Annotated in this window: 16 protein-coding genes; 8 read left to right on the top strand and 8 right to left on the bottom strand. The window is 61.0% G+C overall.

Features of this window, described 5'->3' with window-relative positions:
- Nucleotides 1–27 precede the first annotated feature (27 nt).
- Nucleotides 28–426: a gamma-glutamylcyclotransferase gene (locus KY459_08130; protein ID MBW3564678.1), complete on the bottom strand. Its 399-nt coding sequence runs from the start codon at nt 424–426 to the stop codon at nt 28–30.
- A 44-nt stretch (nt 427–470) separates the two neighbouring features.
- Nucleotides 471–1,709 (bottom strand): AI-2E family transporter, encoded by a 1,239-nt coding sequence (locus KY459_08125; protein MBW3564677.1) that lies wholly within the window; start codon nt 1,707–1,709, stop codon nt 471–473.
- A gap of 65 nt (nt 1,710–1,774) precedes the next feature.
- Between KY459_08125 and KY459_08120 the strand changes: the two genes are divergently transcribed.
- The gene (locus KY459_08120; protein MBW3564676.1) at nt 1,775–2,224 is read left to right on the top strand and encodes a DUF962 domain-containing protein; all 450 of its coding nucleotides are present in this window, start codon (nt 1,775–1,777) and stop codon (nt 2,222–2,224) included.
- Nucleotides 2,225–2,226: 2 nt separating this feature from the next.
- Entirely contained in the window at nt 2,227–4,518 is a 2,292-nt protein-coding gene (locus tag KY459_08115; GenBank protein ID MBW3564675.1) for a diguanylate cyclase, read from the top strand.
- A 23-nt stretch (nt 4,519–4,541) separates the two neighbouring features.
- On the opposite strand, the gene KY459_08110 is transcribed toward KY459_08115, so the two are convergent.
- Entirely contained in the window at nt 4,542–4,829 is a 288-nt protein-coding gene (locus tag KY459_08110; protein ID MBW3564674.1) for a hypothetical protein, read from the bottom strand.
- A 385-nt stretch (nt 4,830–5,214) separates the two neighbouring features.
- Between KY459_08110 and KY459_08105 the strand changes: the two genes are divergently transcribed.
- The 4 genes from KY459_08105 to KY459_08090 all read left to right on the top strand — a co-directional run bounded on the left by KY459_08105 (nt 5,215) and on the right by KY459_08090 (nt 14,597).
- On the top strand, nt 5,215–8,142 hold the full coding sequence (locus KY459_08105) for a TonB-dependent receptor (protein MBW3564673.1): 2,928 nt from the start codon (nt 5,215–5,217) through the stop codon (nt 8,140–8,142).
- Nucleotides 8,143–8,260: 118 nt separating this feature from the next.
- On the top strand, nt 8,261–10,369 hold the full coding sequence (locus KY459_08100) for a sulfatase-like hydrolase/transferase (GenBank protein ID MBW3564672.1): 2,109 nt from the start codon (nt 8,261–8,263) through the stop codon (nt 10,367–10,369).
- Nucleotides 10,366–12,453 carry a sulfatase-like hydrolase/transferase gene (locus KY459_08095; GenBank protein MBW3564671.1) on the top strand — a complete coding sequence of 696 codons (2,088 nt, stop codon included), beginning with the start codon at nt 10,366–10,368 and terminating at the stop codon, nt 12,451–12,453. Before KY459_08100 ends, KY459_08095 begins: the two co-directional genes overlap by 4 nt.
- Nucleotides 12,450–14,597 carry a sulfatase-like hydrolase/transferase gene (locus KY459_08090; GenBank protein ID MBW3564670.1) on the top strand — a complete coding sequence of 716 codons (2,148 nt, stop codon included), beginning with the start codon at nt 12,450–12,452 and terminating at the stop codon, nt 14,595–14,597. The genes KY459_08095 and KY459_08090 overlap by 4 nt, the downstream gene beginning before the upstream one ends.
- Before the next feature lie 147 nt (nt 14,598–14,744).
- Here KY459_08090 and KY459_08085 read toward each other — a convergent pair whose 3' ends face one another.
- Complete coding sequence (locus KY459_08085) at nt 14,745–15,062, bottom strand: nucleotidyl transferase AbiEii/AbiGii toxin family protein (protein MBW3564669.1); 318 nt, start codon at nt 15,060–15,062, stop codon at nt 14,745–14,747.
- Nucleotides 15,059–15,283, bottom strand: coding sequence for a hypothetical protein (locus KY459_08080; GenBank protein MBW3564668.1), 225 nt, complete (start codon nt 15,281–15,283; stop codon nt 15,059–15,061). The genes KY459_08085 and KY459_08080 overlap by 4 nt, the downstream gene beginning before the upstream one ends.
- Nucleotides 15,284–15,383: 100 nt before the next feature.
- Here KY459_08080 and KY459_08075 point away from each other — a divergent pair, with 100 nt between their 5' ends.
- Nucleotides 15,384–15,818 (top strand): protein tyrosine phosphatase, encoded by a 435-nt coding sequence (locus KY459_08075; GenBank protein ID MBW3564667.1) that lies wholly within the window; start codon nt 15,384–15,386, stop codon nt 15,816–15,818.
- A gap of 7 nt (nt 15,819–15,825) precedes the next feature.
- Here KY459_08075 and KY459_08070 read toward each other — a convergent pair whose 3' ends face one another.
- A complete protein-coding gene (locus tag KY459_08070; GenBank protein MBW3564666.1) occupies nt 15,826–16,284 on the bottom strand; it encodes a cytochrome B in 459 nt (152 codons plus the stop codon).
- A 97-nt stretch (nt 16,285–16,381) separates the two neighbouring features.
- Here KY459_08070 and KY459_08065 point away from each other — a divergent pair, with 97 nt between their 5' ends.
- Complete coding sequence (locus KY459_08065) at nt 16,382–17,035, top strand: MarC family protein (GenBank protein MBW3564665.1); 654 nt, start codon at nt 16,382–16,384, stop codon at nt 17,033–17,035.
- A 219-nt stretch (nt 17,036–17,254) separates the two neighbouring features.
- Here KY459_08065 and KY459_08060 read toward each other — a convergent pair whose 3' ends face one another.
- Both KY459_08060 and KY459_08055 read right to left on the bottom strand, forming a co-directional pair.
- Nucleotides 17,255–19,414: an insulinase family protein gene (locus KY459_08060; protein MBW3564664.1), complete on the bottom strand. Its 2,160-nt coding sequence runs from the start codon at nt 19,412–19,414 to the stop codon at nt 17,255–17,257.
- Nucleotides 19,411–20,928 (bottom strand): insulinase family protein, encoded by a 1,518-nt coding sequence (locus tag KY459_08055; GenBank protein MBW3564663.1) that lies wholly within the window; start codon nt 20,926–20,928, stop codon nt 19,411–19,413. The genes KY459_08060 and KY459_08055 overlap by 4 nt, the downstream gene beginning before the upstream one ends.
- Nucleotides 20,929–21,049: the final 121 nt, after the last annotated feature.

Here is a 21,049-nt window from a genome sequence, read left to right as displayed (position 1 = left end):
TGATTATGGCCTCGTACGACGCTGGTTTCAACGGCCGGCATGGCCTTCCGATTTCCCGGGCGGGAACCGCGTCACGATCGAGCTCACGTATTCGGGCGGTGCGTCGAGGTTCTCGAGAGCACCGATGATCCTTTCGAGATAGTCGGGATTCGGACTGCCTGGCTGACGGTTCGTGGCCACATATGTCATTGCTCGATCCCCCTTCGGACCGGGAAATACGATCGTTTTCTCGTACAGTCCCCCCGCGACGTCCTCGTAGCTGTCGAGGCGGTGTTCATCGGCCTCGCTCAGAATCCAGAGACAGCCGAAAACGACGTCCTCCGGCGCGGGAACGATGGTCGCCCACCCATTGGAATTGATGAGAAAGCGCCAGCCGGTCAGCGTTGCGCTCGATACGAAACGTGCCTCCGGACATCGCTTGCGCATTCCGCTCCGATGAAGGTTCGATCCGTACGCGAAGTACGGGCCGCTCAAGATGCCGCTTCCAGCCGCGCGTGAGATTCCGCCGGGCCGAGAGTGACCTCGTCTCCCCGAATCACATAACGGTAGACGAACGCGGCGATCGGCACGCCGAGAAGCAGACCCCAGATCCCGAAAAGATGTTCTCCTACCAGGAGAATCACCAGAACGGCAATGGGGTGCATGCGCATGTGATGGCCGTAGATGACCGGATTGAGCGCGTACGCCTCGATCGCGTGAACGACGAGAATCGCGACCGTGAGCCAGAGGACCTTCGAGATCCCGCCCACCTTCAGAGCGATCAATGCAGCCGGGATCGTCGAAAGGAAGACCCCGAAGACCGGAACGTAGCTGCAGAGGAAGACGATGACGCTCAACAGCGAGATCGACGTCAGGCCGAGTGCCATGAATGACAGCGACGTGAGCAGGGTGTTGACGAGTGCGATCACCGTCTGGGCTTCGAAGGCCCTCCCTACCATCACGCCGAAAGCGGTCATCCCGGGAGCGATCTCCTCGTAGACCTCGGAGGTCCGCCCGGTCGCCAGGCGGCGGATCTCTCTCCGCAGCCGGGGAAGATCCCACAGAATCAGGAAGGAGAGGAGAATCGCGAGCCCGAACTGAAGCGCCACCCGGAGAAATCCGTTGACGAGCTCCCGAATGCCGATGATCACCTGTGGTACGAACTCCGCGACCCAGATCTCTACCTGCGTGATGATGACCTCGTAGAACTCGTTGAGTTTGAGCGAGGCGAGAGTGTCGCTTCCCAGCGATCTCTGAACGAACGAGTCGAATATCCGTCTCACCTCTCGGCTGATCAGAGACGGCTCGATTCCTTCGGCATTCTCGAGATCCCCCTCGACCGGGGCCGCATCGACGGGCGGGGGTGCCGACATCTGCGGAACCGGGCGACTGCCACCCATCTCCTCGTAGCTGGTGACTGCAGCAGGATCCTTTTCGATGTAGGAGCGGGCGAGCTCCCTCGCTTCATACAGCAATCTCGGTACGACGATCACGAGGACCCCGCTCATCGCGGCGATGAGACCGGCATAGAGGACCACGAGAATGATCCGACGCTGTGGATAGCGGCGCGAGGCCACTCTCACGATCGTGTTGCCGATGTAGGCGAGGATGAACGTGAAAAAGAAGATCGGAAAGAGATGGCGAAGAAGGAATACCACACCAATCAGGCTGAGCCAGATCAGCCATTTCTGCGCAATGACCCACCGCGATCGGCTTCTTCGCTCTTCCAACCTCGTCCCTCCGGTTTCCGCAACAGCCCCTGCCTCGAGGATTACTCCTGTGGCAGAATGGACGCGTGAGCCGTCTCGATGATCTCTTCGCTGATTACGCCTCCTACCATAGTACGGCGGGAAACAAGATCTGTCATCGATTCGGCATTCCGATGATTCTCCTTTCGCTGCTCGGCCTGCTGTCGCGTCTCGATCTCCCCGGGACCGGAGGCTGGGTCGATGCCGCGCTGCTGCTGATCCTCGCAGCGGGAGTCTTCTATTTCGCTCTCGACTGGCGATACGGCGCGGCGATGCTCGTGGTTTCGCTCGTGGCGTGGGTCGTCGGCACCTACATCCCTCTTTCCATCAACGTTGTCCTTTTTGTCCTCGGCTGGATCCTGCAGTTTCTCGGGCACGGGCTTTACGAGAGAAAGGCTCCGGCATTTGCGCGAAACCTGACGCATCTGCTGATCGGGCCGATCTGGATACTCTCGGAGCTGATGCCGTCGAGAAATGCGGCCCAGACCTCGAGCTGACGGTGAGACCTGGAAGAGAGTTTTTCCCCGGGGGCTCCCGGTTCTGCTGGCTCCTGATCGGGATCGCCGCAGCGATGTTCTCGCTTCTCCTGCTGGCGCTGTCCGGCGCCGCGGCGCCGGGACTCGAGTGGCAGCAGAGCAGCGGAGTGGTGACGGCCGTGACCGAGGGGGGCCCGGCAGATCAGGCCGGAATCCGACCGGGTGACCGGCTTGCGGCGGGACCGGGGGGTCGGACCACGTCGAGCGGCCTTCCTCCGCTGTACGAGATCGTCCCGGATCGAGCGGCACCCCTGCTGATCGAGCGCGACGGAAGACTTCGGACGATCACGATCGTGCCGGTGTCGCGACGGGCCGGCCGGAGCCTGGAGGCCATCCGTTCCGGGAGCTTCCTTCCGGCGATTACCGACTGGATGCGGATCACGATCAACCTTCTGGTTCTCGCGCTCGCGGCAGCTCTTCTGGCTTTGAGGCCAGGCTATGCGCCGGCTCGCGCCATGGCGGCGGCGCTGGCGTGCTTCGTAGGCAGCAACGAGCTGTTCGACCTTCCGGGCTTCGGTGGAATATTCGAACCGATCCTGGGGGCTCCCGTGTTGACCGTCATTCACGCGACGGATGTTCTCCTCCGGATCGGATTCTTGGGCGCCATTGTGCATTTCGCTCTGATTTTTCCCCGGTCTCTCGTAGTGCGAGGCGGTACTCGGTGGATTCAATGGCTCCCGTATCTCGTAGTCTTCCCGATCGCGATCGTCGGCATCCGGAGGGTTTTCGCATTTTTTTATTCACCGGAGATCTCCACGGTGTTCAACTACCGGCGACTCGACGAAATCTTCAGTCCAGCGTTGCTGGTCTGTTCGCTGGTCATACTCTCGGTTCAGTTCCGAAACGTCGTATCCAGCTCCGAGGAGAGACGCGTCCGGATGGTATTCGCGGCACTGGTACCCGCGGCCGCCGGATATTTTTTCGGGATCTTTCTGGACGCGGCGGGAGCCGGAGCGACCTGGTCGGCCATCGGGCGTATCGTCTTCTGGATCGGTGTCGCCGTCGGAGCTGTGGTCCTGGTCTGGGCCATCGCGAGGCATCGCGTATTCGGAATCAGGGTGAGCATTCGAAAAAGTGTTCAGCACACTCTGGCGCGAATGGTTCTTGCGGGAATCCTCCTCGTACCGGTCGCGATTCTCCTCGTTCTTCTCTGGGTTCATCGCGACAACACACTGAGGGATCTGTTTGTAGCGCATCTGTGGGAAGGCGTGATCGTTTTGCTTGCCTGGATCCTGATGTTGCGACTCAGAAGGCGTGTGGCCGATTTCATCGATCGGAGGTTCTTCCGCGACGAGTACGATGCACGGAAGGCTTTGGTTCAGCTCATCTCACTGATCCAGAAGGGCACCGATGTCCGAACGCTCGAGAAAATCATCCTGACCGAGACCGAGAAAGCGCTCCATCCCGAATACGTCTCGATCTGGCGGCCCGACCCGGGAGGGATGGTTTTCCGGGCGCGGACGACCCTCGGGTTACCGAGAGGAGAGCCCGCGCTGCCGGCGGATCATGAGCTTTTGCGTTTGCTCGAGGAACGGGGCGATGCGGTCTCGGTCGATATTCTCAACCCGAGCGTCGATCTGCGACGGCATTCTTTGGACGGAAGCTACTGGATCTGGCTGAGCGTCACCGGCGCGTCCTTGATTGTTCCGATCATCGTCGACTCCAGCGTGACGGGTTTCATTCTTTTCGGCCCGAAGCGTTCGGAGACGGAGTACTCGGCCGAGGACATCGAACTGCTGGCGGCGGTCGCGGCGCAGCTCGCTTTGACCGAGTCCTACCACCGGCTCGAATCGCTGGCCAGCCACGACCCGCTGACCGAGGTGTTGAACCGTCATGCGTACTACTCGCTCGTGCAGCGGACTTCAGGAGAAGAACATGGGAGCGTTGCGATCGTCGACATCGACGACCTCAAAGCGATCAACGACACGTTCGGGCATGCAGCGGGTGATGTCGCGATCCGACAGGTTGCGACGGCCATACGCGCGCTGGTTCGAAGTGATGATCTCGTGTTTCGATGGGGCGGTGACGAGTTCCTCGTCATTCTGTTCGGACTCGACGAGGTCGCCGCGCGGGCTCGGTTCGAAGATCTCGACCGCCGGCTCGACGATGCCGCGATTCAGTCGACTATTCCGACCGCCGTTTCGATCGGCGTCCGGTCGTTTACTTCGCTCGAGAGTTTGAGCAAGGCCATCGATCAGGCCGACTCGGAGATGTACGCTTCGAAGAGGGTTCCCGAGAACAACGAGACGGTCTGAGTACTTCGAGGCAACGACGCGGTTCAGCCGAACGATCTCACCTTTTCGGACTGAGGCCCCCATTCACAGAGAGGCATGATCGAGTCGCGAAACTTCTGTGTGTACGGAGCATTGCGATGATGAAACTCGGCTTCACTATCGATAAAGGACGCGACGTGCGTGTAGGTCTGACCGTCCTCGTGAACATATGCGCGGTAATCGGTTCCCGGCTCGACCATACGGATGCTTCGGAGGAAAGTCCAGAGCATACGCTCGGCCTCGCTTCCGTTCTCGCTTCGAATCTTGTATTTGAGTGTCCTGCAGACAGCCATCGGCCACCGATTCTACGTTTAATCAGAAGTCTTCTTCTCGTAAAAACGCGACAAAACTGAAAAGGTTTCATCGGCTCATTCGGAAATTTGATCGCGATTGGCCGATGCGGGATTCAGGACCCGATGAACGAACGGAAGCGGGATAGTCGCGCCCTTGCCTGCTTTGTTTTCCCCGTAACTCGGGCGTAACACAATTGGTTGCAGCAGCTTCGACATTCAGATCACCGCAATCAATCCGTTGAAGACTCCTCGGGAAGGAGAAACTCATAACTTGCGACGATGCAACAGATAGCGCGTGGCGAGCGCTGGATGTCCGGTTGCACGAGAGACGGAGCGGCAGTTGAGTTTCATTGTGCAGTGTCCACATAAACCCAAGGAGGTTTACATGAAGTCAAACCAACACGTATTGGGACTGTTAGCCGTTCTGCTCCTGTGCTCGATTCCGGCGTTCGCGCAGGGAACCACGGGTACATTGACCGGGACGGTGACGCATGCGGGAGCGGGGCTCCCGGGGGTGACGGTCACGATCACCTCTCCGAATCTGATGGGCTCACGTGTGGCCGTGACGGACATCAACGGGAACTACAATTTCCCCTCGATTCCGCCCGGCGAGTACACAGTGCAGTTCGACATGTCTGGAATGACGACTCAGCAGCAGCAGGTCACAGTCGGGCTCGCGCGTACGCAGAGAGTCAACGCCGAGATGATGCTGTCGGAGTTCGCCAGCGAGATCACAGTCACGGCGGCAGCGGTGACGGTGGCGGAAACGACGGAAGTCGCGACCTCGTTCGAGCAGGAGATGGTTTCTGATCTCCCGATCGGGCGAACGATTCAGAATGTCGTTACGCTCGCCCCGTCCACGAGCACGAATGGTCCGGGCAACGCGATTACGATCAGCGGAGCGAATGCATTCGATTCACTCTTCCTGATCGACGGAGCGGCGACCAACGAGAACATTCGTGGTCAGACGGACAATCTCTTCATCGAGGATGCGATTGAGGAAACATCGATTCTGACGGGCTCGATCTCGGCCGAGTTCGGCCGGTTTACGGGCGGTGTCGTTTCGGCGATTACCAAGTCCGGTGGAAACGAGTTCTCGGGAAGCTTCCGCGATAGTTTCACGAATCCTTCATGGGATGAAACGACTCCTCTCGACGAGCCGCAGCAGGAGAGCAATCTGAACCAGACGTACGAGGCGACCCTCGGCGGACCGATCGTTCGCGATCGGCTGTGGTTCTTTGGAGCGGGCCGTTACTTTGAGCAGGATCTCCCTGGCTTCTTCACGGCCAGCACGATTCCGCGTCCGACGACGATTCAGACCGATGAGCGGTGGGAAGCCAAGCTCAGCGGTCGCCTCGGCGAGGCTCACAGCCTCGTCGGTACTTATCTCGATTACACAGTCGACCAGACTCCGCACTGCGCGTTCGGCTGCTGGGACCTCAGCACGATGGACATCAATGGCCGTCAGCTCCCGCGTGAGCTGATCACTGCGCAGTACTCCGGCGTGATGAGCGACAACTTCCTCGTCGAAGCGGGCTACTCGTTCCGCGATCTCCGGTTCTCGAACAGCGGCGGCGACTTCATCACGACCGACTTCACGGATCCCCGTGACATCGCCCTTGGAACCTGGGCATACGACCTTTCGTTCGGCGGCGCCTGGGGTGCTCCAATCTTCTGCGGAATCTGCGACGACGAGATCCGTGAGAGCGAGACGATTCAGCTGAAAGGTACGTACTACCTTTCGACGGCGAATCTCGGATCGCACAGCATCGTCGCGGGCTACGAGAACTTTGCAGAAAGCCGTTTCGCCAACAACCATCAGTCCGGTTCGGCGTTCGACATCTACGTCTACAACGGCATCCGGCCGACGCGCACCTCGACCGGAGAACTCCGCCCCGTAATCGCCGAGGGAGATCTGATTCAGTGGGTTCCGATCCAGATCCTTTCTCAGGGTTCGGACTTTCAGACCGACTCGATCTTCATCAATGACAAGTGGGACTTCAACCAGAACTTCAGCTTCAACATCGGCGCCCGGTACGACAAAAACGACGGCGCCGACAGCTCCGGCCGCAAGATCTCGGATGACAGCAATCTCAGCCCGAGGCTCGGCGCAACCTGGGACGTTAACGGTGACGGCCGTTTCCGCGTCAACGCCAGCTATTCGAAGTACGTCTCGAAGATCCAGGAAGGTATCGGCGGTACGGCTGGTGGCGGTAATCCTTCGTACTTCCAGTTCGAGTATCGTGGACCGACGATCGGCGGCCCGGACAGCGGTCTCGATTCGTTTGGCGTTCTCGAAGAGGTCTTCAGGTGGTTCCTCAGCCAGTGCTCGGATCCGAACGATCCGTCCACTTGTGGAGTCGGCAACACCGATCTTCTGGTCGGCGCCGGTATCCCCGGCGTGAACCAGATTTTCGATGGTAGTTTGCAGAGCCCGAGCGTCGACGAGTTCACAGTCGGCTTCGGCACCACGCTGGGTCGCACCGGCTTCGTTCGTGCGGACTACATCAATCGTGACTGGGCTGATTTCTACGCTACGTTCACCACGCCTGGTGAGACGATCGTGGCCGCGGGTAACGAGCTCGATCTGACTCGGTTCGGCAACACCAACGACCTCGAGCGGACCTACGATGCAATCGTTCTACAGGCTGGATTCCGCCCGATGCCTCGCCTGAACATTGGCGGTAACTACACCTGGTCGGAGACGAAAGGCAACACGGAAGGTGAGAACAGGGGCAGCGGTCCTATCACCGACAACATCAACACCTATGTCGAGTATCGGGGCTTCGCCGCTCACAACCCGACCGGTTTCCTTCTTTCCGATCAGACGCATAAAGCACGTATCTGGCTGGGCTACGACCTGCCGCTCGGCGGACTCGGAAACCTCAACATTTCGGTTCTCGAGCGCTACGATTCCGGTACCGCGTACTCTGCCGTTGCCAACGTTCCGGTTGCTAATTTCGTCACGAATCCTGGCTATGCGACCCCGCCCGGCTCGGTCACGTACTTCTTCAGCGACCGGGGTGAGTTCCGATGGGATGATCTGACGGCAACCGACCTGGCCCTCAACTGGGGTCTCCCGATCGGTGGATTCGAGATCTTCCTCGAAGGTGAAGTTCTCAATCTCTTCGACGAATCGGCGCAGATCGCGGGAAGCACCAGCGTCAGCCGGCTCACCAACTTCAACCCCTTCACCGATACACCGGTCGAGGGTGTGGATTGGCGGAAGAATGCCAGCTTCGGTACCGCGACCAGCCCGAATCACTACCAGCTGCCGCGTACCTATCGTTTCTCGGCCGGTTTCCGGTTCTGAGTTTCCGGTCAGACAGTCGCTTCACAGCCTCGGGGTCGCAAGACCCCGAGGCTTTTCTTTTTCGTAAACGACTTCGTGAAGTAGAACACCCCTGGCTCGCGTTGAAGCCCGCGTGATCATGACGTTCCATCGAGCCGGCGCGATCCTGGCGATGTCTGCAATCGTCGCGGGATGCGGAAACGAAGCGCCCATCGAGTCCGTGCATGCGGACACTCCGGTATTCGTCATTTCGATCGACACGCTGAGATCCGATCGTCTTCCCATCTACGGATATCAACGCGGCACAACGCCGTCGATCGATCGGTTTCGAGAAGATGCGATCCTCTATCGAAAGGCGTTCAGCGCGGTTCCTCTCACGCTTCCGTCGCACGCAACGATCTTCACCGGCAAACTTCCCTACCGTCACGGGGTACGCGACAACATCGGATACAGGATCGCAGAGGACGAGGTCACTCTCGGAAGCGTTCTGAAGGCTTCGGGATACCGAACTGGCGCTGCGATCTCGAGCTTCGTTCTTCGTCGAGAGACCGGAGCAGATCTCGGTTTCGATCACTACGACGATCTCGTCACCGAAATGGCGGGCGAGACGATCAGTTCCTGGCAGCGGGATGGTGATTCAACGCGACAGGCGCTCGTCGACTGGCTCGAAGCGGAGCCCGGAAGAAACAGATCATTCGGATTTCTCCACCTCTACGAACCCCACTTCCCCTGGGACCCGTCGGAAATCGAAGGGGAGGATCCGTATGACGCCGAGGTTCGGCGCTCGGACGAGATCTTCGGTCGGTTCATCGAAGATCTGCGACGGATGGATTTGTACGATCGTTCGCTCATCGTCCTGCTCTCCGATCACGGTGAAGGTCTCGGGGATCACGGGGAGATGGAGCACGGTGTCTTCATTTATCGCGAGGCAATTCAGGTTCCTCTCCTGATCAAGCTTCCAGGGAATGAGAAGGGAGGGGAGACATCAGACGCGGTGGTCTCGCTTGCGGACGTGATGCCGACGATCCTCGAAGTGGTGGGCGAGCCGGTGCCCGAAGAATTCGACGGTATCGACATTCTCGCGGAACCGACAGGAGAGAGGTCGGTCTACGCGGAGTCGTGGTATCCGCGACTTCATTACGGCTGGCAGGAGCTCCACTCCGAGGTCACCGACCAGTACCACCTGATCGACGCGCCGGCAGTCGAGCTCTACGATTACCATGCGGACCCGGGTGAAGCCGTCAATATCGCGACAGAGCAGCGGAGAGTCGTTGCGGACCTTCGGCGCACCCTCGAGGAGCGGCTCGCGGGAACGTCGTTTTCCGGGCCTGCAGTCGAGAGCGCCGAACAGGTCAGCCGGCTCCAGTCGCTCGGCTACCTCGGAGGCGGGTCGTCGGACTACGCAGTGGAGCTTCCCGATCCGAAGGAGCACATCGACACCATCGCACGATTCGGCGAGGGGACGCGCGCCCTGCAGGAGCGAGACCTCGATCGGGCCATCGCGGTCGGCCGCTCGATCATCGACGAGAACCCGAACTTTCTTCAGGCCTGGGGGCTCATCTCCGCGGCAGAAAAAATGAGAGGCAATCTCGAGGGAGCGATCGCCGCGATGGAGGAGCAGATGCGACGATCTCCGGGCAATCCACAGACCGCCCTGATGCTGGCGACGCTCAACCTCGAGGCCCGGCGCTTCGACGGAGCTGCGACCTACGCGGAGATCGCTGCGGAGACGTCTCCTTCTCAGGGCATGGAGGTGCTCGCGACCGTCCGGCTCGCGAAGGGGGATCTCGAAGGAGCAGCGGAGGCACTGAGACGTGCGATCGATGCCGGAGGGCGGCGAGTCTCGCTCATCATCGTGGAATCGCAGATCGCCGAGCGGCGTAAGGACTGGACAGCGGTACTCTCGAGTCTCGACGAGATACGCGGTCTGATCGCCGACGGCGGCAGCCCGCCCGTCCGCGACCTCGAGCGACGCCGCGGCGATGCACTTCTTCAGCTTGGCTGGCCGCGAGAGGCGGAAGACGCGTTCGAACAGGAGGTCGAGACTTTTCCGGACAATGTGATGGCGTGGTCGCAGCTCGCGCTCGTCGTTCATGGCGCTGGCCGGGCTTCGGAATCCCGGGCGGTCATCGCGGAGGCGCTGCGGAAAAACCCCGGACCGCGGATGCGCAATCTGGCGCGCGAAGTTTTCCAGATCACCTCGGATGACGAGGGTCTTCGGATGCTGGATTCCCGGAGCTCCGGATGAAGAAGCGCGCGATTGGATTCGCGGCCGTCATCGCGGCTCTTTTCGGATGCAGCTCCGAGGCGCCGGAAACAGCTGCTACTTCCAGGCCGGAGCTGATCGTCATCTTCTCGGTCGATACGCTTCGAGCCGATCGGCTCGGTGTTTACGGTTACGAAAATGCCTCGACCCCACACATCGACGACTTCGCTTCGGAGGCGGTGCTCTTCGAATCGGCATTCGCGCAGGCTCCTCTGACGCTTCCGTCCCACGTCTCGATGCTGACGGGAAGGACTCCAGCCGAGACGGGAGTCCGGGACAATCTCGGGTTCAGGCTCGATCCCTCGATCCCCTCGATTCCGGTCGCGCTGGCGGAGCAGGGTTATCGAACGGCCGGCTTTGTTTCCTCCTGGGTTCTTCGGAGTGAGACGGGACTGAGTACCATCTTCGACTCGTGGGACGACGAGATTGTTGGTGGCGGCGTTGACGCCGTGGGCGAGCTTTCTCGTCCCGGCGCCGAGACCGTGGATCGTGCAATCACCTGGCTCGATCGCACCGCGGGGCCGCGCTTCCTCTTCGTCCACATTTTCGAGCCGCATGCTCCTTATGAACCGACTCCGGAGTTTGCCGGATCCTCGAGCCCTTATGACGGAGAGGTGGCCGCGTCCGATGAACTTTTCGGCAGATTTCTCGATGCGATGCGGGCGAGGGACCTCTACGACGACAGCCTGATCATTTTCCTGTCGGATCATGGCGAAGGTCTTGGTGATCATGGAGAGAGTGAGCACGGCATCTTTCTCTATCGGGAGGCGATCCGGGTTCCGCTGATCGTGAAGCTTCCGGATTCGAACAGAGGACGGCGGATCGCTGCTCCGGTTGCGCTTCTCGACATTCCGGCGACAATCGGCGAGATCACGGGACTTGCCGGCCGCACCTTCGAGTCCGACGGAAAAAGTCTGATGCCCCTGGTCGAGGGAGCCGCTGCGGAAGGGAATCGCACGATCACGAGCGAAACGATGTATCCGCGAATACACCTCGGATGGAGCGAGCTCGTTTCGGTCGTCGAAGGCGACCATCATTTCATCGATGCTCCCGCCGTCGAGCTCTACGACATGACCACCGATCCCGGCGAACGCGAGAACATCGCGAACGATGAACGGCGCGTGGTGGCTAGGCTTCGTGAACTGACCGGATCCTATGACCGTACGATTCGCCCGATGGCGGCGATCGATCCGGGCGAGGCCGAGAAGCTCGCGTCGCTGGGCTACCTTTCCGGCGGTTCGGCTCCGGAAGGTTCGCTGCCTGATCCGAAGGAGAAAATCGGCGAGCTCGAGACTTTCACCGGGGCACACGCTCTTCTGCAGGAGGGCAAAGCCGGGCATGCGGTGGAGAATCTGGAGAAGCTGCTCGATGGGAATCCCCACTTTGCAGATGCCTGGATCCTGCTGGCGCGTGCATACGAGCGGATGAACAGGCTCGAGGACGCAAACACGTCGTATCGTCGCGCGATCGAAACTGCCCCGAACCTGGCCGCCGGTACTTCGCTCTCGATCGCAAGGGTACTGACGGCCCTGGGTCGGTTCGAAGAGGCGGTGGAGCACGCAGACCTTGCTGAAACGCAGCATCCGGAAGCGGCCAGGATTGCAAGAGCGCGGGCGAGATTGCTCGCGGGAAATGCTGCCGCTGCCGAGGTTGAGCTGTCGGAGCTTCGGACGGGCGATCCTCTCTACGCCGAGGCGATGCTCGTGCGGAGCCAGATCGAGATTGCGCGACGGCAGCCCGAAAAGGCGCTGGCTGCGCTGGATCAGGCCGCCGGCGCTGCCCGGAAACCGCTCGAAACCCTGGAAATGCTGAGGGCTGATGCTCTCGCGAGACTCGGCCGAATCGACGAGGCGAAGCAGAGCTTCCGTAGGGAGATTGAGCTCTTCCCGCACAATCGGGAAGCCTATCTGCGCCTGATCGCGATCCATGTGCTCGAACGAAGCTTCGAACAGGCGGAGAGGACCGCGGAGTCTCTCGAGCGCGCCAACCCGGGCTCGTCACCGATGATCGCGGATGCCTACAGGAAGCTCGGGCGCGAAGATCTGGCGTCGAAGTGGTCGCGGTGAGGAGGATCGGCTTCACGCGCAGGTTCTGCTTGGAGCGTCGCGGCACCACCCACCTTCTCTGTGCCGCGCTGATCTTCTTCGGATCGCCGTCCTGCTCGCGTAGCGAGAATCCTGAACCGAGCCGATCCCCCTCGATCATTCTGATCTCGGTCGACACGCTGCGCGCCGATCACCTTCCCGCCTACGGCTACGATCGCGTTTCGACACCGGCCATCGACAGCCTCGCTGCGGATTCGATCGTTTTCGACAATGCGTCGACGAATGTCCCGCTGACGCTTCCCGCACACGTCTCCGCTCTGACCGGAGCAATTCCCCCGGAGCACGGCGTTCGGAACAACATCGGTTTTCATCTCGACTCCGGGACCCCGTCGATCACGGAGGCGCTCCGCCGTTCCGGTTATCGAACCGGAGCTTTCGTCTCTTCGTGGGTACTGCGTGATGCGACTGGACTGGATACGGGCTTCGATCAGTATGACGACGAGGTCGGTCATGCGGAAGGTGTATCGGCGGGTGAACTGCAGCGGCGCGGGACCGAAACGGTACAACGGGCGGTGGAGTGGATCGAGCAGGAAAGTGAACCTTTTTTTGCCTTCGTTCATCTGTACGAGCCACACGCGCCGTGGAGCGCACCCGAACCCTTCGCCTCGCGCCACCCGGACTCTCACTATGACGCCGAGATCGAAGCAGCGGATTCGGCCCTGGGTCACTTGCTGACCGCACTCCGTGAAGGCGGTCTTTACGACGAGTCCCTCATCATCTTCATGTCGGATCATGGGGAAGGCCTGGGCGATCACGGCGAGCTCGAGCACGGAGTATTCCTGTACCGAGAGGCGCTTCACGTTCCTTTGATGGTGAAGCTCCCGGGCGGGCGCAACGGGGGGTCGAGAGAAGCCGGCCTGGTCGATCTCACCGACATCGCGCCGACGATCGCCGCGGTCGCGAGTGTTCCATTCGATGCACCAGATGGCCGGTCACTTCTTTCCGCACCCCATCACGCGACCATCTACGCGGAGACGCTCTACCCGCGGTTTCATCTCGGATGGAGCGAGCTTTACTCGGTCGCCGACGAGCGGTTTCAGATGATCGAGGCTCCGGCCGTCGAGCTCTACGACTATGTCGACGATCCTCGGGAGCAGCGCAACATCGCGAGCACGGAGCGGAGAGCTCTGGCCCGTCTGAGGGAGCATCTGGCTGCCATCGACAGGGAGATCGTCGCCCCGACGGCAGTCGATCCCGAGGAGGCGGCCCGGCTTTCGGCGCTCGGGTACGTCGGATCGGTGCGAAATCCGGAAGGAAGTCTGCCTGATCCGAAGGACCGGATCGGGGATCTCGATCTGCTCCGGGAGGCTTCGGCGATAGCTTCGTCGGGGGAGGTTCTGCCGGCGATCGGGAAGCTGCAGTCCCTCGTCGGCGCGAGTCCCGCCTTCACGGAGGGTTGGATTCTTCTGGCTGATCTGCTCGACGAGGCGGGAGAAGGGCGCGCGTCGATCGATGCCTGGAAGTCGGCGATGGAGGCCTCTCCGGAGCTGCTCGACGAGCTCGCACTCTCTGCCGGCGCCGCGATGCTTGCGGAAGGGGAGCTCGAGGACGCCGCGGAGCACGCGCGGTTGGCGTTGGGCGGGAATCCGGGCGGCGCCCATCTTCTGCTGGCGAGGATTGCCAGGCGGAAAGGAAACGGAGAGGAAGCGAGAAGAGAAGCGGCTCTGGCGAAAGAGTATCGGCCACTGGCTGCTGCGGTCGTCATCGCAGACAGCTACCTCGACGAAAACCGGCTCGCTGAGGCCGAAGCGGAGCTCGGCCGCGCCCGAGCGATCGCCGCAAAGACAGGGCAGAGCGTCGTGGATCTCGAATCGGTTCAGGGTGACCTGCATGCACGACAGTCCGAATGGGATCTCGCCGCGCGGGCTTTCGAAAGGGAGATTGCCGCGAATCCCCGGAACCTGCGGCCTTATACGAGTCTCGCCGTCGTCATGGTGTTCGCGAACCGGCCCGAACGGGTCGATGCGATCATCGAACGGATGGTCGAGGCGAATCCTACTCCGAGAGCACGGGAAGCGGCCGCGACGACGTACGAAACGCTCGGAGACGCGCAGACCGCGCAGCGCTGGCGAGAGCGGGCCCTTCGAGGCTCCACAAATATGTGAGGCTTCGCACCGGATCCGAGTAAGGCGGTTGCCAGTAGCCGGTGGCCGGTGGTGCAACGCGGTCCACGTCATCCTGAGCCGCCGAAGGACGGCGAAGGATCTGGGGGACGGTCGTGGCTCAACGTGACCATCGCCTGCACCGCTCACTCACGATCCCCCGCCCAGATTCTTCGCCCGCGCTTCGCCGGGCTCAGAATGACGTCGGAGGGAATCGCGCGAGATCATTTCGCCGAACCTCGAACCCCGTTTAGCCCTCGTCACATCCAAACGGCTGTCATCCTGAAGCTGCCGAATCAGTTCTTCAGTCTGTTGGTCTGAGCTCACAGCGACGATGACGTCGATGTCGCGCGTCAACCTTGGTTCGCCCCAGACGGAAACCGCGAGCCCTCCGGCCAGACACCAGGGGACTCCGAGCGAATCGAGATCGGTTTTCACCCTTTCGAGAATTCGCTGAAGCCGGTTCATCGACTGAGGAGCTCATCCAGCGAGATGCGCCGGCCGGGAGAGTCTCCGTGCGGTGCTCCAGGACGCTCTCTCAACCAGGCGATGATCATCGATTCGATCTCGGTCTCGGTGACCTCGGGATGGGCCCGCCTGAGCGCCTGACGCTTCAGCTCTTCACCGGCCTCGAAAAGCTCGAGCGCCAGCCGGAGATTGCGTGCTTCCTTTTCGTCGCAACCGATCATCAGAGCCAGTATAGAGGAGGGCCCCACGGTTCACGGATCGAACAACGAGCTCCGGAGTCATCCTCTTGCCGGGCTGCACGCCTCGTGACAGGCTTGCGCCGTGGAAGAGCGATCCCGCCCTCTGGTCCTTTTTGTATGCCTCGGAAATATCTGCAGAAGCCCTCTGGCGGAGGTGATGGCGCGGGACGTCTGGGGTGATGAAGTCGAAGTGGAGAGCGCGGGCGTCGCCGCCTGGGAGGGGAACCCCTCGACACACGAAGCGATGGAGGTCGCGCGGGAACGCTCCCTCGATCTGTCACAACACCGGGCGAGGCACGTGAGCGGTCTCGATCTCGATCGCTACGACCATGTCGTGGCGCTGACCGAAGGGATTGCCGAACGGCTCCGCTCGGATTTCGGCGTCGCCGAAGATCGGCTCCTCGTACTGGAGGTCGAGGACCCTTTCGGTTTCGGGATCGAGAGCTATCGTAGAGTGGCCGGAGTGCTGGACGGTGCGATCGATGAGCTTCGGACCAGAGTACTCGGTGAAAAGTGAATCCGAATCACACCCGGAACAGGTCCCGGCCGTACGCCATGAAAGGCCAGGGGATCGCGAGAAGCATCAGGAGCAGCGAGAGGCCGAAGAAGATGGCACCCCGGCGGTGCGCCTTGATCGCCGATTCGGCGCGCTTGATCCTGATCCGCCCGACATGCGCGAGAACGACCGCGACGAGCATAGCGGTCGTGTGCTCGACCCCCCAGAATCGAACCACCGAGTTGGACATTGCGGGCCCGGGGTCGGCGACGAATCCCGCGACGTACGGTGAGAGAAAGAGGAGGATGATTCCCAGCAGAAGCTGAACGTCGATGGAAACGATCGTGAAAAGGCTGAGTTTTTCGAGCGCCCTCGCGTCCGTGGCCCGATTCCAGCCTTTGACGGCCGCTACGAGCAGAGCTATGACCAGGAAAAGCACGATCCAGCGGTTCCACGAGTGGAGCGACAACAGCGTGAGGTAAGCCATCGAGCTCCATCATATTTGAGACCGGGATTAGCGACGAGCAGGCCGGGGTTAGGAGTTCGTCCGCCGGCGAAGCAACCTCGTTCCGTCCCAGGCATTTATGACCGAATATTTCAGGATTGCGACACTCTCCTTCATCGCGCTGCTGACGCTGGTCAACCCGCTCGCGATCGTTCCCTCGTATCTCGCGATGACGGAGGGGTCACTTCGTGGGTCGCGTAAGCGGGTCGCGCTTTACGCGAGCGTCGCGTGCATCCTCGTGCTGACGATCTTTCTCTTCGCCGGTGAGTATCTCTTCCGCTTTTTTGGAATTACGATCGAGGCGTTCCAGATCATGGGAGGCATTCTCTTTCTGACGCGTGCTCTTCGGAATCTGATTCAGGACGAGAATCGCTACGAGCCGAACCAGCCGAGTTGGGACGAAGCCGTGGACACTGCCGAGCCGGAGCGGTCGGGTGATCCGATGTCGGTTGCGATTGTGCCGATCGCCATCCCGATGCTCGCAGGGCCGGGTGCGATCAGCTCCGTCATGGTGTTCGTGAATCTCTACCGGGACTTCGAACAGCGCCTCGCGGTGATCGGGGCGATTTTCGCCGTGGGGATCGCGGCCTGGCTGGTGATGCTGATTGCAGTTCCGGTCTCGCGGCTCATCGGAGAGCGGGGTCAGGCGGTGTTCGCCAAAGTCATGGCGTTGCTGCTCGGCGCGATCGGTGTTCAGTTCATCATCAACGGGATTCGATCGCTGGCCGGGTAGGAGGTTGAGGCTCTCGACATCGCCACACCCTCGTCATTCTGAGCCGGCGAAGCGCGGCGAAGAATCTGGCTGGTGGTCGTGATTGAAGCATGACTCTGAGCGGCAAGGTCGATTCACGAGCCGGCCCCCAGATTCTTCGCCGTGCTTCGCCGGCTCAGAATGACAAAAAAAGGAGCCGGAAATCCCGGCCCCCTTTTCATCGCGGTTCGTGGATATCCGCTAGTTCGACGGCACCATCCAGAAGTCGGGAGCGACGGTCGGGTTAACATCGATCTCGGTGATATTGATCGAAGCCGCCTGATTGCCGTCTTCGTAAACCGTCATCCTGTAAGGCTGAACGATTCCCTCGACGTTGCGAAAATCGGAGTAGTCGACTCTTTCGTTCACCGGAGTGCCCATCATGCTGAGGCTTCCTCCTTCGCTGCGGACAATGTAGCCGCTTCGCGGATCGACGAACCAGCGAATTCGAACGCCGGCTGCATCGACGTCGAGCACCTCGACGGTCCTGCCATCAATCGTTTGGGTGCCGCCCGAGGAGAAGCGGTAGGCGGCATCGTTGCGATGCTGGACGATATTGATTGGCGACTTGGTGAGCTGTTTGAGTGTTTCCTGCCGCTGCGCCGCCGGAAGAGCCTGGTTGCCGCCGGGTGTCATCATCACGGCGACGTCATCGCCGACGATGGTCGTCATCTGTCCCATCGGCAGAGCGATCGTCTGGCGGAACGAGCCCGGGTACTTCTCGACCGAGTCGAGTTTGGCGCTCATCGCGCCCTGGCCCTGCGGAAGCGTGATGTTGATGTCGGCGACTCGTCGGATCGAGCGGACCCGGTCGACCGCGGCAGCGCCGCCGAGGCCCCGGACGACTTTGTCGAGGGTGCTCTGGCCGGCGGCATCCGTCTCGAGCTCGACCATTGATGTCGAGCCGGGTTCCGGAATCGCGATGTCGATCTCGGTCACGGGACCGAGGGTCGAGAGATCGGCGTCGAAGTCGTCCGCCTTTCCGACGACCACAACCGCGAGGTTCTCGCGGTCGATGTAATCCCGTGCGACGCGCTGTACGTCGTCGAGAGTGACGCTGCTGATTTCCGACTGGAATCGGTCGATCATATCGAGCGGATAGCCGTAGAACTCGAGCGTCATCTTCTCCCGCAAAACCTCCTCTTTCGAGTCGATGCTGAAGATGAACGAGTTGAGTAGCGATTCACGAGCACGGGTGAGCTCAGCTTCCTCGATCGGGCCTGCCTGGAACGACTCGATCTCACCATAAAGCGCCTTGATCGCTTCGAGGGTCGTGCCGCTCTTGGTTCCCATGCTGATCTGGAACAGACCGGGGTGATCGTAAGCAGTACCGACTCCGCCACCGACCGAGTATGCGAGCCCGCGATCCGAGCGGATGCGGGAGAAGAGCCGGGCAGAAAAGCCGCCGCCGAAAATCTCGTTCATCACGCGAAGGGCGTAGTAGTTGGGGTCGTCGCGGAGCGCGCCGGGAGCCACGATCCTGATGTTGCTTTGCGTGACGTCGTTCTTCGGGATGAAGTACACGCCAGGATCGGCTGTTTCCAGCGCGATGACCGGCGCCTCGATCTCAGGGCCGCGGTCCCAGTCGCCGAAGGCGCGTCGGAGGCGCGATTCCATCTGGATCGGATCGAAGTCGCCGACGATGCCGATGATCATGTTGTTCGGGTGGACGGTGCGCTCGTGGAAGGCGATCAGATCGTCTCGATCGACCGCCGCGAGCGTGTCGTACTCGACGTTCCGGGCGTATGGCGAGCCGGTCCCATAGACGAGTTTCCTCGCTTCGCGGGACGCGATCGCGGCCGGGTTGTCATTTCGACGAGCAATGCCCGTACGAACCTGATTCTTCGCGAGTCCGATCTTCTCCTCGCGGAACTCGGGGTTCTGAAGGAGATCCATCGCCACACCGAAAGTGGTTTCGAAGTCTTCCGTGAGCGAATCCCACGTCATTCCGCTCGAGTCGACGTCGGCATACGTTTCGACGATTGCGGCGCGGGCTTCGAGCATCTCGTCGATTTCGTCGCCGGTCATCGACGTCGTTCCGCCGGTGCGCCACGCCTGGCCGTAGACGTCGGTCAGGCCGGCCTTCGATCCCGGCACGTTGCGCTCACCGCCGCGAATGGTGACGATGCCCTTGATCAGCGGCACCTCGTGGTCTTCCTGAAGAAAGATCACCAGCCCGTTGGAGAGCTCGATCCGTTTCGGTTCGGCGATGTCGAATGAGCGGAGCTCCGGCGTCGAGATTGCGGTCCAGGTATCAGGAATGCCGGCGGCGCGGCTCGACGTCGTTGCCGAGTCGGACGTCGCACATCCTGCGATTGTTACTGCCAGTGTGATCAACAGAAGGCTGAGTCTGGTTTTCACTGGGCACCTCCTGCCATGTTCGTCGATCGGATCATTGCCGATGTCCGATTGGCGTCCGTGAACGTTTCGTTTGCAATCCGAAGGATGTCGTCAGCCGTTACGGCGTCGATCTCCTCGACATCCCGGAACAGCTCTCGCCAGTCCCCCTGGGTCGACTGGTAGGTACCGAACTGAATGGCGATTCCCTGATTGCTTCTGAGCTGGCGAAGCAGCGAAGCTTTGGCGCGGGTCTTCACCATCTGGAGTTCGTCCTCGGAGACCGCTTCGGTCTTGAGCCGGTCGATCTCGGCGTGGATCGAGTCGCGGATCTCCTCCGGGGTGTGACCGGGAGTCGGTACCCCGTAGAAGGCGAACAGGTTCGAGTACCGGTCGCCGGGGAAGTTGTTGAATCCGGCGGCGACTGCCGCGATCTGCTGATCTCTGACCAGTGCGCGGTAAAGCCTCGAGGTGCGGCCATTAGACAGGATGTCGGAGATCGCGTTGTAAATCGCGTTGTCGGGATGATTCGCCGCGGGCTTGTGGTAACCCTCGATGTAGAAGGGCTGCGATTCGTCGACCAGAATGACTTCCCGCTCTGCGAATTGAGGCGGTTCGCTCGTCCGAAGGATCGGAGGCGGGTCGCCGGCTGGAATCCTGCCGAAGTACTTTCTGATGATTGGAAGCGCCGTCTCCGAAGTGACGTCACCGACGAGCGTCACGACCATGTTCGAAGGAACGTAGTACTTTCTGTAGAACTCCATCGCGTCGGTGGCGGAGAAAGTGCTGAGATCGGAAGGCCACCCGACGACTGGCTGGCCGTAGGGATGGGCGGTGAAGGCCGTTGCGAGAAATTGCTCGATGAGACGCCCGATGGGGTTGCTCTCGGTTCTCATCCGGCGTTCTTCGGTCACGACGTTGCGCTCTTTGTAGAACTCCCGCATCACCGGCTCGATGAATCGCTCCGACTCGAGATATGCCCAGAGCTCGAGTCGATTGGCGGGCATCGAATAGAAATAGCCGGTCTCATCGGAGCTGGTGAACGCGTTGAGTCCGACTCCGCCGACCCGGTCGATGATCTCGCCGAACTCGTTACTCTTCACGAAGCTGTCGGCACGCTCCATCGCATCACGCCAGCCCTGTTCCAGCCGCTCGATCTCCGCCTGGTCGGCGCCCGTCTCCATGCGGCGGGCTCGATCGTAGGCGACGTAGGCGCGCTCGACTTCTTCGAGAGCTGCCCTCTCCGCCGCGTAATCCTCGGTTCCGATGTCGTAGGTTCCTTTGAAAGCCATGTGCTCGAACATGTGAGCGAGACCGGTAATCCCGGGGACTTCCTGGGCTCCTCCGGCGCGGACATGGGTGAAGAACGAGAACACCGGCGCCTCGTGGCGCTCGACGACGACGACGGTGAGCCCGTTGTCGAGAGTAGTGACAGTCGTGCGGTCCTCCCAGGCCGAAATGTCCTGTGCCGCAAGGGGCAGGACAAGCGCGAGGATTGCCAGTGCCATCACGAGCGAGCGCGATTGGTTGGAAATCATGATTCCTCCTGATTGGTGTTGATGGATGTACTCAGGTCCGCCGCTGTCGGGGCGGTCGCCGAGGCCTCATTCTATACAGATCATTTCGTCCCTGCAGTAATGTAACCGCCGCCGCGCAAGT

This window comes from Acidobacteriota bacterium (genome assembly GCA_019347945.1).
In the GTDB taxonomy this organism is placed as follows: domain Bacteria; phylum Acidobacteriota; class Thermoanaerobaculia; order Gp7-AA8; family JAHWKK01; genus JAHWKK01.
This window is presented reverse-complemented; position numbering and strand designations above follow the sequence as displayed.

What these genes read in the sequence shown, in the direction of transcription:
- KY459_08095 (MBW3564671.1), top strand. Translation starts at nt 10,366, where the DNA reads ATGAAGAAGCGCGCGATTGGATTCGCGGCCGTCATCGCGGCTCTTTTC.
- KY459_08130 (MBW3564678.1), bottom strand. Translation starts at nt 426, where the DNA reads ATGCGCAAGCGATGTCCGGAGGCACGTTTCGTATCGAGCGCAACGCTG.
- KY459_08105 (MBW3564673.1), top strand. Translation starts at nt 5,215, where the DNA reads ATGAAGTCAAACCAACACGTATTGGGACTGTTAGCCGTTCTGCTCCTG.
- KY459_08070 (MBW3564666.1), bottom strand. Translation starts at nt 16,284, where the DNA reads ATGGCTTACCTCACGCTGTTGTCGCTCCACTCGTGGAACCGCTGGATC.
- KY459_08110 (MBW3564674.1), bottom strand. Translation starts at nt 4,829, where the DNA reads ATGGCTGTCTGCAGGACACTCAAATACAAGATTCGAAGCGAGAACGGA.
- KY459_08085 (MBW3564669.1), bottom strand. Translation starts at nt 15,062, where the DNA reads ATGAACCGGCTTCAGCGAATTCTCGAAAGGGTGAAAACCGATCTCGAT.
- KY459_08055 (MBW3564663.1), bottom strand. Translation starts at nt 20,928, where the DNA reads ATGATTTCCAACCAATCGCGCTCGCTCGTGATGGCACTGGCAATCCTC.
- KY459_08080 (MBW3564668.1), bottom strand. Translation starts at nt 15,283, where the DNA reads ATGATCGGTTGCGACGAAAAGGAAGCACGCAATCTCCGGCTGGCGCTC.
- KY459_08065 (MBW3564665.1), top strand. Translation starts at nt 16,382, where the DNA reads ATGACCGAATATTTCAGGATTGCGACACTCTCCTTCATCGCGCTGCTG.
- KY459_08100 (MBW3564672.1), top strand. Translation starts at nt 8,261, where the DNA reads ATGACGTTCCATCGAGCCGGCGCGATCCTGGCGATGTCTGCAATCGTC.